The sequence below is a fragment of the Methanoculleus sp. 10 genome (assembly GCF_913757945.1).
GTDB lineage: Archaea > Halobacteriota > Methanomicrobia > Methanomicrobiales > Methanoculleaceae > Methanoculleus.
Map to the genome: position 1 here is coordinate 61,333 of NZ_CAJYDP010000002.1, position 14,210 is coordinate 75,542.

The window sequence follows — 14,210 nt, forward strand, 5'->3', positions numbered from 1 at the left end:
AGTGAGGGTTACCCGACCTTCCCGAACTCCTCGCCCACCTCGGCGGCAGAGCGGTAGGTCCGGTCGCTGAACCCTTCAAGCGTCGTGATCACGCCCTCCGGGGCATCGTTCTTCCGGGCGTGGTCAATCAGGTCCTGCCTCCCCGCGGGGTAGTCCATGCCCTTGAGGTAGACCTGCAGGTCGGCGGCCGAGAGATGCCCGGGCGAGGGGGCCGTCGTCGTCGTGGGCTGTTCGGCCTCCGCCGCCGGCCGGGTCTCCTCCTCGACGACGGTCTCGCGGGGCGGCGCCTCCGTTACGGGCACCGCCATCCGGCCCCGCCCCTCTTCCCCCTCCTCGGCTTTTATCGGCATCTCCTCACGGGGGGCCTTCTCCCGCACCTCGACCCGCTCGGTCGTGACGACCTCGCGGGGCGGGGGCTCCGTCCGGGTCACGGCCCGCGCTTCCTCCTGGCTCGGGGGACCCATGGGCCGCTTCGCCTCGATCAGGTTCCAGTTCGCCTCTCTTGGCCACTCCCCCTCGGTTAACCCGGGCTCGTTGTCGAGTTTATACTTGCTTATGTTCACCACAAAGACGTCGTCCCCCGGCCGGTAGACCATGGCCTCAATGGGGATAGCGAAGTGCTTTGCCCCGAGACCGAACATGCCCCCGGTCCTGAGCACTGCATACGCCACTCTTCCCGTGGGAAGACCGACCCGGAGGCTTGAGATCTCACCAAGGTCATACCCCTCCGGGTTCTTCACGCGCTTCCCCACGATATCCTCGGACGCGAGGTACTCCTGCCCCTCGGTCCTGCGCATCTGCTGCTCCAGAATCGTCTCCGCCATTGGAACCACCATCTCCGTTGTCTGCTCCCGAAGGTGATCGCAACCTTCGCGCAGAGCGGGCGATGCGTGCTGTGACTATTTAACATTTCCCCGGTTGCCGGCAGGAGGTTCTCCTCGGCCGGGAGAGCGTGCGGGGGAGGACGGGAGGACAGTTTCCCCCCGCCCGCCCAAAACTGCGGGTTCTTTTTCGTCACCCGACCTTCCCGAACTCTTCGCTCACGTCGGCGGCAGAGCGGTAGGTCCGGTCGCCGAACCCCTCGAGCACCGCGATCACGCTCTCCGGGGCATTGTTCTTCCGGGCATGGGCGACGAGGTCCTGCCTCCCCGCCGGGTAGTTCATGCCCTTGAGGTAGACCTGCAGGTCGGCCGCGGAGAGGTGAGCGGGAGAGGGGCCGGGGGTCGTGAGGGGTTGTTCTGCCTCTGTCACCGGCCGGGTCTCCTCCTCAACGACGGCCCCCACGGGCCGCGTCTCCGCCTCAACCGGCCGCTCTTCGGTTCGCTGTTTCGTCGGCTGTCTTCCCCAGCCGCCCGCGACCGTCTGGACGGGCGGCGGCACCGGGACGTACCTCTCTTCACCACGGAGCGTGGATTCCGCCGGTACCGCCGGTTTTCCCTCCCATGACGGCGGGCGTTCCCTCTCCGCAGCCGGGCGCGGGGGTGTCCTGATCAGGCTCCAGTCTCCTTCTCCGGGCATCCTGTCACGGGGAAACCCGGGAGCGCTGTCGAGCGTCCGCTTATCCGTATCCACGACGGCGACCTTCTCCCGGGAACGGATCCGGACCGCCTCCCAGGGTATGGCGAAGTGCTTCTCGCCGAACCCAAGGATCCCGCCGTAAGCGAGCACCGCATACGCGATGCAGCCGCTATCGCGGTCGATAGCGATATCGGTGAGGTCACCGAGGTTCTCTCCTTCCGGGTTCTGCACCCTGATATCCTTGATGTCGCGTGCGCGCATCAGGTCTATTCTCTCCCCGGGTTCCGGCCGGGTCGCCAGTACCGGTCCTGCCTCTCTCTCGGCCAATCGTCTCGCCTCCAACTTGTTTACCTGCGAAGGGGGTCCCCTTCAGGGCAGGGGGGTAGAGGATCGAGGATACTTAAGGGTTTCCCGTTCGGAAAAACCGGGAGGGATCCGGGAAAACAAGGGAGAGGCTGCCGGGGCGGCGCTTACGCCCCGGTCCGGGAGTACCGGAGGATAAGTTCGGTCGCCGCCCTGATATCCCGCCCCTGCTTCTTCGCTTCGGCAAGGTAGGCGGCGTAGACCTCGTCGGTCACGAGCCGCACCTGCGGGCGGAACATGTCGGCATGCATCATCAGGTCAAAGCATCGTGCCTCGCTCTCGGTGAGATTGAGCGCCCGATACTCACCGGTGTGCGGCACGAACGCCGGGTTCTTATCGCGGGGCGTCCTGACCGCGAGGTCGGCGAGCGGCGTCCCGGGGATGGGTTCGGCGCTGCTCACGAAGACGTCGTCGAGAGAGAGGCGGGCGATCAGGTCTTTTGTCGCCTCATAGTCCCGGTCCGTCTCCCCCGGGTAGCCGACGATGAAACTTCCCGCAACCCGGAGGCCGTGCTCCCGGCACCGCTCCACCGCCTCCCCGACCTGCCGGACGGTTGCACCCTTGCCCATCAGCCGGAGCACCCGGTCGCTCCCCGACTCGATCCCGAAGAAGACCCACCCGATCGTGTACTGCCGGACGGCGTCCAGGATCTCGTCGGTGATGCAGTCCACGCGGATGTCCGGAGCGGAGACGTTGCGTGGTCCCATCACCTCTGCCATACCGCGGAGGAGGGCGATGAACGCCCCCGGATCCACCTCGCCGTCGCTTGACCCGTAGAGCGACCCGGTCCCACCGGAGACCGAGAGCCTCCTCGCTCCGGCTGCCGAGAAAGCCTTCACCTCCTCGATGATGCTCGCGAGTTCCCGGCTCCTGACCTTCCTCCCGAAGAACCGGGGCACCTGGCAGAAGGTGCATCCCCCGATGCACCCCCGGTGGGTCTCGATGTAGGCGCTCGCGCCCCGGACGCTCTGGCTCCCGATATCGTCGGGGATCAGGGGGAGCGGCCGGTCGATCGGCGCCGGCGGGGCGGGAGGGTTCACGACCGATCGAGCACCGTCGAGGTAGGCAATCCCCGGGAGGGCGCCCGAGACACCTTCGTTTACAAGGTGGACCACCGTCTCCTCACCCTCCCCGACCACCACGGCATCGGGGGCGAGTTCCCCGAGCACCATCTCCGGCACGGCCGAGACCGGCCCCCCGACGTAGACCGCCCCTCCCTGCTCGCGGTGGGTCCGGACGAGGTCCCGGATCGCGGGGTCGAGGAGGTGCTGGGTCGAGAAGAGGCTCGCGAGGAGGAGTGAGCCCGCCGGGGCGACGGGCGTCCGGGTGAGGGAGACCCGGTGCCCTGCGTCGCGCAGGACGCCGCCGATCAGCATGGCGCCGTAGGTGTAGATGCCGGGGGAGAAGATCGTGATATCCATGATATACAGTATCTGCGAAACAGTATACAAATGGTGGGGCTCCGCCGGGTTCCCCGGTCAGAGCGATACCGGCCGCCTGAACCGCCGGGCCTCGGCGACGGTGTGAGCCCCCCGGTCCGATGCGGCGATCAGCCGGACCTGGAGCCGCATGATGTCGGCGATGAGGGGTTGCGGGTTTTGCTCCAGTATCTCCGCTGCCACGGCGCGAGCCTCCCTGAACCGGCCTGCCCGGCGGAGCAGGTCCACAAGGAGCGCTTCGTCGGCCCCTTCCTGGGGGGCCAGTCGTTCGCCCTGTTCCCAGGCCCGTTGCAGGAGGTCGGCGGCGCGTCTCCGGCAGATCCGGGCGGGCACGTCCTCCCCCTCGTCGTCGCAGACCCAGGCGGCATGCAGGGACGCCCACGCCGCCTGGGCGGGGACGCCGAGGTCCTCCTGGACGATCGACCAGCAGAGGAAGGTGTTTGCAATCTTTGGGAACTTGCGGGCGTCAAGCTGCCAGCGGTAGCGCGGGAGCCTCACCACGTCGACCGCCCCCTTCAGGGGTCTGCCCGGGTCGGGGGCGCAGTAGCCGCAGGAAGGACACCGTTTCACCCACGCATAGATGGTGGACCGGAGGGGTTCGGCAGGACGGGTGTCGAGGTCCCGTGACCCGACGCTCACGGCGCCCTCGGGGATCGTGAACCGGCAGGACTCGCCGCAGACTGCACAGGTGGTATTGAGGTAGTGAAGGTGGGTCATCGATGGGCTGAATTGCATAATCTAAAATATATAATTTCCCCCTGATGGAAAGCGGCGGGACGGCAGACCTGCCGGAACATTTCCCGCCGACCGGTCGGGGTGGTCCGGCCTCTTCCTTCACCGGGCCGTTGCCGGGGAAACTTCCCCGACCCGCCGCCCGTAGGCCGCGACGGCGAGGGCGAGGAGCACCGTCGCTCCAGAGACCAGGAGAAGGATCGGCCAGTGGACCGGGTCTGCGGTCTCCACCGCCAGCCTGACCACGAGATTGAGCGGGTTGTAGGGGATGGCCATGACGAGGAGGAAGACCACGACAAGCCCCGTTGAGAAGACGAACTGGGCGCTGGTCCGCTCGCGGTAGTGGAGCGCCGTCGCGGCGCCGAGCAGGATGAGGAAGAGCCCGGCCGCCGAGACGTGGAGGAGGATGGGGACGGGGTTCCCGACCGCGATACCGTTTGCCTCAAGAAGGAGGATCCAGGCCCCGGCCTGGACCGGGACGATGGCCCAGCAGGCGGCGATCTTTCCAAAGATCATCTCGTTGAACGTGACCGGCGTCGAGAGGAGGGTGTCGAGGGTCTGGCGCTGGTACTCCTCAGTGATGAGATCGATGATCAGGGCCGCCGATATGACCGCCGGGAGGAGGACGAGCAGCGGGAGGAGGAGGCCGTAGACGAACTCATAGAAACTCTCCGCATCGCCGGTGCCGGGGAAGTTCAGCCCGACGGGGAAGGAGACCATCCGGTCGGCCCGCACCTCACGGAGTTCCCTCTCGTAACCCTGGAGGACCTCCTTGACTTTCACGTTGATGACGCTCGACTGCAGGTCGTTCTGGATGAGGTAGAGCGTGATCGCGACCGGCCCTTCGGCGTCCGGAGGCGTATCGGGGACGTAGACCACCGCCGCAACCTTCCGGTCGCGGAGCGCTCGAAGCGCCGCGGAAAGGTCCATCCGGTGCAGGACGAGGTCGTCACGCTTTTCGAACTCGTCGATGAGGGCTGAGTCCGCCCCGGCGTAACCGACACCGTAGGCGACCGTCGAGTAGCCCTCGAGCGCCTCCGGGTCATACATGGCGGTGAGCCCCACCATCAGAAACGAGGAGAACATGGCGATGAAGACCTGCAGGAGGACGGCAAAGATGATCGTCTTCTCCGACGAGAGGCCGAGGAACTCCTTCTTTGCGATAAGACCGATGTAGCGGGCGTTCATAGCAACCCTCTGAGGAGGAAGTGGAGGTTATAGAGGCTGTGAACCACACTTGCCACGACGAGGCCGGGCACGTAGGCGCGCTTCCCGCCGGCGAGCAGGAAGGTTCCGGTGATCAGCACTCCTGCAATGTGGAGGAGGAGCGGCATCCAGAGCACCTGGAGGGAGAGGAAGAGGACGCTCCCGAAGACCGACTCGGTGATCTGGGAGAGCGTGGCAAAGAGGAGGAGTTTCTCCCCGGCAAGGAACCCGAGACCGATGACGGCCGCTCCAATGAGCAGGTTCTTTGCCGTGAGGAATCCGGGCCGCTCGCTTGCTATCGCGTAGAGCCCGGCAGACTTCGCAACCTCCTCGATGAACGCCGCGGAGACGGTCAGGAGGACGAGCGAGAGCGGCATCGGGATGTTGAAGAAGAGGACGAGCGTCATCATCTGGGCCATGAAGACAAACGGTATCGTGAAGGCGGAGAGAAGGAAGAGCGAGAGGTGCGGGCGGCCGCGGCCGATCGCGCCCGCGATGAAGTCCGTGAGCCTCGACGTGAGGGATTTTTCCGAAAAAAGGCGCTCCTCGCGGAAGTTGATCGTCCCGGCATAGAAGAGGACGGCGCTCGTGGCAAAGAAGAGCGCGGTCGAGTAGACGTACTCGGCGGCGGTGAACCCTTCGCCCTGGAGTTCGAGGATGACCAGGGTGAGCGGGGAGATGATGCTCACCACGTGGGTGTTCGCAAAGACCGTCGGGAAGAAGAGGTAGGACGTGGCGAGGGTCGAGAAGAAGATCGAGACGAACGAGAGTTCCTTGAAACTCCGGGCGGCCATCCCGATGATCAGGGCGTTTGCGAGGAAGAAGAGGATGACTGGGATGAGCGGGAGGAGGATCGCGAGCGGTGCACCGATAAAGAGGGTGATCGCGGCCGAGACAAGCAGCATGATCGCGAGGTAGGGGATCGCCTTCCCGATGACGATCGCCGACGGCCGGACGGGGGCGGCGAGGAGCGCCTCCCCGGCCCTTCCCACCCGCTCGTTCATCACGCTCATCATGAAGAACTGGGAGGTGAAGTAGAGGGGGAAGATGAAGACGAAGACCAGGATGAGCGCGTCGTAGGGGAGCGGGGGGGAGAGTTGCGACGGTGTCCGGAGTCCGTCCGTTGCAGAGCCGCCCGATATGATGCCGGTGTAGCGGGAGAGGGGGTGGTCGCTCTCCATCCCGGCAAGGTGCTGCCGGAGATCGTCCTCCGAGACCTGGATTGCCGACGGCGGGAGGGTCACCGCCTCCGCCGGGCCGGACGGGATGGGGGGTTCCCGGGCATCCGCCGGAGCGCCGATCTGCTGCCCGCTCTGGGTCGCCAGGAAGTCGATCTCACTCTTGACGTACTCCAGATCGATCCAGAGCGGGTAGCCGGCGAAGAGGTCGGGCTGCTCGGCGGCGATCTGGGATGCATAGGCCTCGTAATCGCGTTTGAGCGCTGTTAAGGCCGCCCGCCCTTTGCCGGTGTCGGCGGCGTAGACCTCCCCGCGGAGGATGACGATATCGTACGCGAACCGGTTGCTCCAGAGGGCGGGTCCGTCGGCGACTTCAACGGTGAAGCGGTTGTCAGGGGCGACGATCCGGGCGACTTCGGGCTCGTCGATGCCGATGCGATAGATGCCGTCCTGCATGTGGACGCCGCTCTCTGCGGCGAATACGGTCACCAGGACCAGGAGGACGAGCAGTCCCACCGCGAGCGGCAGGACGTTTCTTCCCATCGTGGTCATCGACCGATTCATCTCCCAGGCGGCGATCGTCCGGATGGAGGAAGCAAGGCTCATGGTTATCCCAGGCGGCGTCAGAGAAGCATACCTCTGTGCAGCAACCTATTAGTAGTCATCGGAGCCATAGGGAGATCCGATGATCACCGCCCGCTCTCTTGTCAAATACTACGGCGACTTCCCGGCCCTCGACGGCGTCACCTTCGACCTCGACGACGCACGGATACTCGGGGTGATCGGGCATAACGGGGCCGGCAAGACGACGCTCTTAAAGATCATGGCCGGTCTCATCACGCCGACGTCGGGGAGTCTTGAGATCGACGGGATCGACGTCATACGTAGATCGCGGGACCTGAAACGGAACCTGGGCTACCTCCCCGAGGAGTCCCGGCTCTATGAGACGATGACCACGGATGCATACCTCGCGTTCTTCGGCGAGATCTACGGTATGTCGAGGGCGGCCGTAAGGGCCCGGCGCGACGACCTCCTCGCGGGGCTCGCGCTCGAGCCGGACGGCAAGAAGATCGGGGAACTCTCGAAGGGGATGAAACGGAAGGTTGCAATCGCACGGTCGCTGATGCATGACCCGGATCTCCTCATCTACGACGAACCCACCTCCGGCCTCGATCCCATGACCTCCCGGTCGGTGCTCGAGTACGTCAAAGGCCTCCGGGGCCAGGGCAAGACGGTGATCTTCTCGGCCCACAACCTCTTTCAGGTGGAGGAGGCCTGTGACCGCGTCCTGATCCTGCGCCGGGGGCGCGTGGTGACCGGCGGGACCATGTCCGAACTCAGGGAGACCTTCGGCTCGATCACCTACCAGGTCTTCTTCCGCGTCCCGGACCCGGCGACCTTCGCCACATCCGTCGAGTACTCCGCCCGCGACGGCCGGTACCTTGCCGAGGCGCGCTCCATCGAGGAGTTGAACCGGACGACCGCGGCGCTCTCGGCGGATGGCGCCGGGATCGAACGGATAGAGTCGCACTACCCGACGCTTGAGGAGATGCTCTTAAAGATCGGGCGGTGATTTCCGGGGACGGGCCCCCTCCGACCGTAGTGCGCCCGGAAACGCCGCATCAGGGGGTTTCGACGGTCTCATCCGTAAATATCCTCTCCCATTTCAGGAGTCTCTCTGCCCGTCGCTCTCCCGTGATGTCCCGGATCGACTCGATGGCGCCGACAACATCCCCCCGGCCGTCGTAGAGGGGGCCGGCCTTCACCCACCATATCCGCGGCGAATCGCCGCCCGACGGCGGGATAACGGTTTCTGCGGTAATCTCATTCCCCTCGGCATACGTGATGAAACGGTACCGGTTCCGGAGCGCTGAATCGGGGTTCAGGACCTTATCCACGAGCATGGGTGTCCTCTTCCCGTAAAACGGGAGGGCGTACTCATAGTTTCCTTTGCCGAGGATCTCCCCCGCGGTGATCCCGGTCAACTCCTCCATCGCCAGGTTCCAGGCGGTGACGATTCCCCTGCGGTCAATTGCAAACATGGCGTCGGGCAGGTGTCGTACGATGCCGGCCAGCCGGTCATGAGACTCCAGGAGCGCTCCCTCCGCGAGGACGCGGCCGGTGACATCGTGTACCTGGATGAGGTAGCCGTCCGGGGTCCCGTCGTCCGGCGACCTGAGCGGGCTGACGACGCCCCCGACATGGATGGTCCCGGTTCGTGTCGTCGGGAGGAGGTCCAGGCTGCGAACCCTGTCGAAGTCGAACCGGCACGAAAACGGCGTCGCCGTATCTCCAGGTGCCTGCATCTCGCAGGTATCGAGCGCCCTGCAGACCTGCAGGAGGTTGATCCCCCGTACATCGTCGAGACGGGCGATCCCGAAGAGTTCGAGGCAGGCACGGTTGATGTGAAGCAGCACCCCCCGGGGATCGCAGACCGTGATCCCGGTGGGGGAATCCTCGAATATTCTCCTGAATCGCTCCGCATGGCTCCGCAATGTCTCTTCCGCCCGTTTCGATGCCGTGATGTCACGGGCGACGCCCATCACGTAGCGGCACATCCCATCGTCCGCGCGGACCGGGATGAGCCGCGTATCGTACCAGACCTCACCGTCGGGCAACGGCAGCCAGCTTACGTTGTTTTTGATCGTACCGGTGGCCGCCACCGACGCCACATTCCGGCGATATTGTGCACCCTGCCCCGCGGGGAAGAGTTCTGGAAGACTCTTTCCGAGGACATCTTCCGGAGGGCGGTGCAGCATCCGTGCTCCAAGCGCGTTGACGTAGAGCACGTGCCCCTCAGGGTCGAGCAGGAAGACGACATCCGGCAGCGACTCGGTCAATATGCGGTACCGCTTCTCGCTCTCCGCCCGCGCCGCCTCGCCCTCTCTCTGCCTGGTGATATCGCAGAAGATGACGATGACCTGGAACGGATTCTCTTCGCCAGTCCGGAACCGGGGGACGGCAAGGAGATCAAGCCAGCGGTACCCGCCTTCCCGGGGGTTGAAGATACCGAGGGTCTTTCTCTCCGGTATGCCGGTCGCGAGGGTCGTCACGTGCGGGAGCCGGTCTCCCGGGTACCCGGAGCCGTCTTCACCGATGAACCGCCACCGGAGTTCGCTCCCGGTTCTGCCCTGCATATCCGAGAGTTGATACCCGAGTATACGTTCGGCGGCAGGGTTGGCCTCGATGATCCTGCCGTCATCCCCCAGGTAGATGACGCCTTCTGCCAGCGCCTCAAAGAGGTTCCGGTACCGTGATTCGGTCTCTTTTGCAGCTGCTCCCGCCTTCTTTCTCCCCGTGACGTCCCGGAGTTGCAGCACGAACCCGGAAGGCGTGCCGTTCTCCCCGGAGAACACCGGCGATGCCGCACCCTCAAGGCAGATCGTCTCCGGGCCGTCCGTTGCACCGGGAGTCCGGTTCCGGTAACCTTTTCGGGGGTAGGGGATGATAAACCTGAGCGGCTCTCCGCCCTGCAGGGTGCGCAGCATGTCAGGGGGCATGTGCGGGTCTGTAAAGATGTTCCGCCCTTCGATCTCTTCCCGGTCCCGAACGCCGAAGATCGCGAGAAACGCACGGTTGGCGCGAACCACGGCACCGTCCATGCCGCAGAACGCCGTCCCGGCGGGCGACTCCTCAAAGACCACCCTGAATCGCTCCTCGCTCTCCCTGAGTGCGGCCGCCCGGTCGTCTGTCTCCTGCTCAAGGGCCCGTAGTTGCCGGCGCAGGGTCTCCTCGATCACCCTGGATTCATGCATGGGAAGACAGAGGTACTGATACTCGAGTATTTTTCCATCAGGACCGCAGAGTGTCCGCCCTCGCCACCGGTACCAGAGGACGCCTCCGTCCGGCATGACCACCCGGCAGTCGATCGTCGCTGCCGGGTTCTTCGGCGTGAGGCCCCGGACAAACTCCTTCCACGCCGTTCTCTCTCCCTCAAGAAGCGGCGGGCGGAACTGCCGCCCGACGAGGTCTTCCCGGCTCTTCCCGGCCACCCGGCAGTAGACGTCATCGGCCCACCGGATATGCCCGTCCGGCAGGACACGGATGATCCCTTCGGCCCGTTCTTCCCGGAGCGCCTCCTGCCGCAACGCCTCAAGAAGACGTTCTTCTCCCTGGTCGGCCTCCTCCGGAACCTTCTCCAGGACGAGCGAGACCGCAGGCCTGCCGGTCTCGAGCACGGTGGGAATCAGGGAGAACCGAAGGGAGGTGGCATCCCTGCGAGAGCCGGGGCGCCACCCGAAGGTCCCCTCTTCCCCCCAGAGCGCCCTCCTGAGCAGGGAGGCAACATCATCTGAAGACGTGCCGGGGAACAGTGTCAGGATCGGACGGGAGATGATGGCCTCAGGCGTCGTCCCGAGGAGGGCGGCGAGCGTAACGGACACTTCCAGGACCTCCAGGTTGTGGTCGACGACGATGAGGTTCGGTGAACAGAACCGGCGGACGGCTGCGACCGGCAGGCGCCGGGTCGGGCAGTAAATCTTTGCCGCGCCGACCAGCCGCATGTCGACCGATCCCTGCCGCTGTAGTATCGCGAGGTATTTCGAGACCGAGTTGCGGTTCATCGGGAGGAGGGTTGCGATATCGCTTATGCTCAGCCCGCCCGGGTGCTCCTGTAGAATGCTGAGTATCCCTGCAAGATTCTTCTCTGCCTGTCTATCGACCATGGCGGATGACCATAATGTAAGTTCATGCCAGAACTTGAATATATAATTTACGTAAATGCATGGCAAATCTGCATGGCATGAGAGTTATTTTAAGTGGTAAAATGAGGATAACCTTACATTGGCGACGAAAATTGGGGGATCTGGTCTGTTGCGCGGAGAGGGCCGGCGCCTGGACCGGCGGCCGGATCTACTCTGCCCGACGGATTCTGCAGAACGCATCTGAAGTCGCACAAGAGGTAAACTATGATAACAGGTGAACCGGAGTCAAGCAGCCCTGTCTCCGCCGCGGTCGATGAGAGCCGGCGGCAGGCGGAGACCATCCTGCAGGAGAACCCGATGCCTACCATCATCTGGGACAGGAACCTGCGCGTGAAGACGGTGAACAAAGCGTTCCTGCAGATGACCGGCTACGACAGGAAGAAAGCCGAGTCCATGACGATCAGCGATTTCAAACTCGATGGCGACAGATCAGGTCAGGAAATTATGGAGGTCTTCAGGACGAATCGGACGATATCCGGCGAGATAAGGGTTACACTCCCGACCGGCACCTTCTCGTTTGTCCGCTACAACGTCCCGCTCCCCGACGAGGCCGGCAACGTCGAGAACGTGATGGCCGTCTACAAGGACATCACCGACCAGAAGCGGCAGATTGAGCGGGTGGAGGCGCTCCAGCAGCAGGCCGATGCGATCGTCCAGGAGAACCCGATGCCCATCATCCTCTGGGGCGCCGACCTGACCATAAAGACGCTCAACAAGGCTTTCTATCGGGTGACAGGCTACACGAAGGAGCAGTCCGCACGCCTCACCGGGCGGGACTTCAAGTACATCAGCCAGTCAGGAGAAGGTGCCGCCGATACCCTGAAGAGCGGGAAACCGAGCAAGGGTGAAGTCACCGTCGAGTTCCCGGCAGGCGTCCGGATCCTCGAGCGCTACAACATCCCGCTCATCGATGACAGGGGTAATATTGCGAACGTGCTCACGGTCTACAACGACATCACGGAAGGGCGGACCCTTGAACAGAAGCTCCAGAAGAGCATCGGAGAGGTCGCGGAGAGCCTCGGCGCGATTGCCGGCGGTGACCTGATGCGGCCGGCTCCCACCTACGCGGGCGACCCGCTGGACACCGTCAAGAAGGACCTGAACGGCGCGCTCAAAGCCCTGAGAGAGTTCTTCCGGCAGACCCTCGATCAGGCCGATGCCCTCGATCACATCGTCACCGATGCCGGGAAGGGTGCCGACGAGATCGCCAGGGCATCGCAACAGGTGGCAAACACCGCCCAGAAGACATCCGACGGGGCAAAAGAACAGATCCGGCAGCTTGACCGGGTGACGAAAGAGATCGGCGACCTCTCCGCGGCGGTGGAAGAGATTGCAAGCACCGCCCAGGAGGTCCGGGAACTCTCCTCGAACGTCGCAAAGGCCGGGGAGTCGGCCGTCGGGCTCGGGAACGAGGCAAGCGTGAAGATGCAGGCGGTGCAGCGGATCTCAGAGCAGGCCGTCGCGGAGATCACCAACCTGAACGCGAAGATGCAGGATATCGGCCATATCGTGAAGCTGATCACCGATATCGCGAACCAGACGAACCTTCTCGCGCTCAACGCCGCCATCGAAGCCGCCCGGGCCGGGGAGCACGGCCGCGGGTTTGCGGTCGTCGCGGGCGAGGTCCGCAACCTCGCCGGGGAGTCGAAGAGCGCGACCCGGCAGATCGAGGAGGTCATCGGCGGGGTAACCACAAGTAGCGGGAAGACCGCCGATGCGATGCGGGGAGCTCACACCGAGATCCTCAGCGGGATCGAGAGCGTGAACAAGACCATCGCGGCCCTCAACAAGATGGTCGCCGACGTCAACGCCTCCGTCAGCGGCATCGCCGACATCTCCCGGGCGACCGAGAACCAGGCCGATGCGGCAAACGCGGTCACAACGAGCATCGAGGAGGTCTTCTCCCTGATCCAGGAGACCGAGAAAGGCACGGAGAACCTCGCCGCGCTCGCCGAAGAGTCGTCCGCCTCGACCGAGGAGGTCGCCAGCGCCTCAAACGAGATCCAGCGGATGGCCCATCAGCTCCGCGAGAGGGTCGCGGCGTTCAGGTTCCAGTGAGGCCGGGATCATGATCGACGTCGTCGAGTTCGGGCTGGGGCAGGAACTGTACGCGATGGACATCCAGCTTGCCCGTGAGATCGTGGAGATGATGCCCATCACCCGCATCCCCCGGGCGCAGGACTACATCGCCGGGATCATGAACCTCCGCGGAGAGATCACCACCGTCATCGACCTGAAACGATTGATCCAGATCCCGGGGGCATCAGGCGACAACCAGAAGATCATCGTCCTCGTGGCCGAGGCGACCGGAGGGTCGAACCTCGGCATCATCGTGGACGACGTGCACAGCGTCATCCAGGTGGCCGAGGACGATATCGAGCTGATGGACGAAGGGATCGCCTCCGGAGTCCACGCCTTCGTCAAGGGGATCATCAAACTCACAAAGGACGAGGACGACCGGAAGCAGGCTGACGGGAGGAGTCGGCAGGGGGCCGGGCTCATCCTCTGGGTCGACATCAAAAAGATACTCGACGACCTCGTCCGGAACAGTCGGGCATAGGCGCCCTTCCGGCGCGCCGGAAGGGCCCGGTTCACCCACCCCCCTTCTCTTCTGACCCTGCCGGTGCCCCTGCGGCGGGCGGGTGCAAAACAGGGAGCTCCTGGCAATCTCCGTCTCCTGCATGGAACTCTCCCGGGTTTTTCCACCAGAGCAGTATTTATATAGCAGCGGCATACATGTGCCTTCGGAGCCCCGGAGAATTCGCAGCAACCGGCCTCCTGTGAGATACCGTGGCGCGGGTGAAGGCCGACGGGGGTTGACCCGATGGCCGTGCGCCCCGTCGGTAGTGAGGAACCACTCCAGAACGGGTGATCACGAGAACCCGGCGGTCGTTGCCGGAGGAAGGATAATCAGGTCCAAACGTGGGAAAATCAGGAGTTCGACGGGCCTGAAGGGATTTGAACCCTTGGCCTACGGATTAAGAGTCCGTCGCTCTGCCGACTAAGCTACAGGCCCATGTATCTGACTCAATAATATAGCACGGGAAGAGGTATAAATCTTACGGGGCCCC

The 14,210-nt window shown here is 64.2% G+C and carries 10 protein-coding genes and 1 tRNA gene; 3 read left to right on the forward strand and 8 right to left on the reverse strand.

Annotation, left to right across the window (positions count from 1 at the left end):
- Nucleotides 1-8: 8 nt before the first annotated feature.
- The 6 genes from QZ408_RS02135 to QZ408_RS02160 form a co-directional block, all read right to left on the reverse strand.
- Nucleotides 9-824, reverse strand: coding sequence for a DUF2795 domain-containing protein (locus QZ408_RS02135; RefSeq protein ID WP_292489359.1), 816 nt, complete (start codon nucleotides 822-824; stop codon nucleotides 9-11).
- A 190-nt stretch (nucleotides 825-1,014) separates the two neighbouring features.
- Nucleotides 1,015-1,779 carry a DUF2795 domain-containing protein gene (locus QZ408_RS02140; protein ID WP_292489361.1) on the reverse strand — a complete coding sequence of 255 codons (765 nt, stop codon included), beginning with the start codon at nucleotides 1,777-1,779 and terminating at the stop codon, nucleotides 1,015-1,017.
- Between the two features lie 209 nt (nucleotides 1,780-1,988).
- The gene (locus tag QZ408_RS02145) at nucleotides 1,989-3,302 is read right to left on the reverse strand and encodes a methyl-coenzyme M reductase glutamine C-methyltransferase (RefSeq protein WP_292489362.1); all 1,314 of its coding nucleotides are present in this window, start codon (nucleotides 3,300-3,302) and stop codon (nucleotides 1,989-1,991) included.
- A 57-nt stretch (nucleotides 3,303-3,359) separates the two neighbouring features.
- The gene (locus QZ408_RS02150) at nucleotides 3,360-4,037 is read right to left on the reverse strand and encodes a hypothetical protein (RefSeq protein ID WP_292489364.1); all 678 of its coding nucleotides are present in this window, start codon (nucleotides 4,035-4,037) and stop codon (nucleotides 3,360-3,362) included.
- Nucleotides 4,038-4,154: 117 nt separating this feature from the next.
- Nucleotides 4,155-5,240: an ABC transporter permease gene (locus QZ408_RS02155; RefSeq protein ID WP_292489365.1), complete on the reverse strand. Its 1,086-nt coding sequence runs from the start codon at nucleotides 5,238-5,240 to the stop codon at nucleotides 4,155-4,157.
- On the reverse strand, nucleotides 5,237-7,042 hold the full coding sequence (locus tag QZ408_RS02160) for a PrsW family intramembrane metalloprotease (RefSeq protein ID WP_292489367.1): 1,806 nt from the start codon (nucleotides 7,040-7,042) through the stop codon (nucleotides 5,237-5,239). The genes QZ408_RS02155 and QZ408_RS02160 overlap by 4 nt, the downstream gene beginning before the upstream one ends.
- A gap of 79 nt (nucleotides 7,043-7,121) precedes the next feature.
- On the opposite strand from QZ408_RS02160, the gene QZ408_RS02165 reads away from it, so the two are divergent.
- Nucleotides 7,122-8,009 (forward strand): ABC transporter ATP-binding protein, encoded by an 888-nt coding sequence (locus QZ408_RS02165; RefSeq protein WP_292489368.1) that lies wholly within the window; start codon nucleotides 7,122-7,124, stop codon nucleotides 8,007-8,009.
- 49 nt (nucleotides 8,010-8,058) lie between these two features.
- On the opposite strand, the gene QZ408_RS02170 is transcribed toward QZ408_RS02165, so the two are convergent.
- The gene (locus tag QZ408_RS02170) at nucleotides 8,059-11,100 is read right to left on the reverse strand and encodes a PAS domain S-box protein (RefSeq protein ID WP_292489370.1); all 3,042 of its coding nucleotides are present in this window, start codon (nucleotides 11,098-11,100) and stop codon (nucleotides 8,059-8,061) included.
- Between the two features lie 243 nt (nucleotides 11,101-11,343).
- On the opposite strand from QZ408_RS02170, the gene QZ408_RS02175 reads away from it, so the two are divergent.
- Nucleotides 11,344-13,197: a PAS domain-containing methyl-accepting chemotaxis protein gene (locus QZ408_RS02175; protein WP_292489372.1), complete on the forward strand. Its 1,854-nt coding sequence runs from the start codon at nucleotides 11,344-11,346 to the stop codon at nucleotides 13,195-13,197.
- 10 nt (nucleotides 13,198-13,207) lie between these two features.
- On the forward strand, nucleotides 13,208-13,699 hold the full coding sequence (locus QZ408_RS02180; RefSeq protein ID WP_292489374.1) for a chemotaxis protein CheW: 492 nt from the start codon (nucleotides 13,208-13,210) through the stop codon (nucleotides 13,697-13,699).
- 383 nt (nucleotides 13,700-14,082) lie between these two features.
- Here the strand turns inward: QZ408_RS02180 and QZ408_RS02185 are convergent.
- Nucleotides 14,083-14,155 (reverse strand) — tRNA-Lys (locus QZ408_RS02185).
- Between the last annotated feature and the right edge of the window lie 55 nt (nucleotides 14,156-14,210).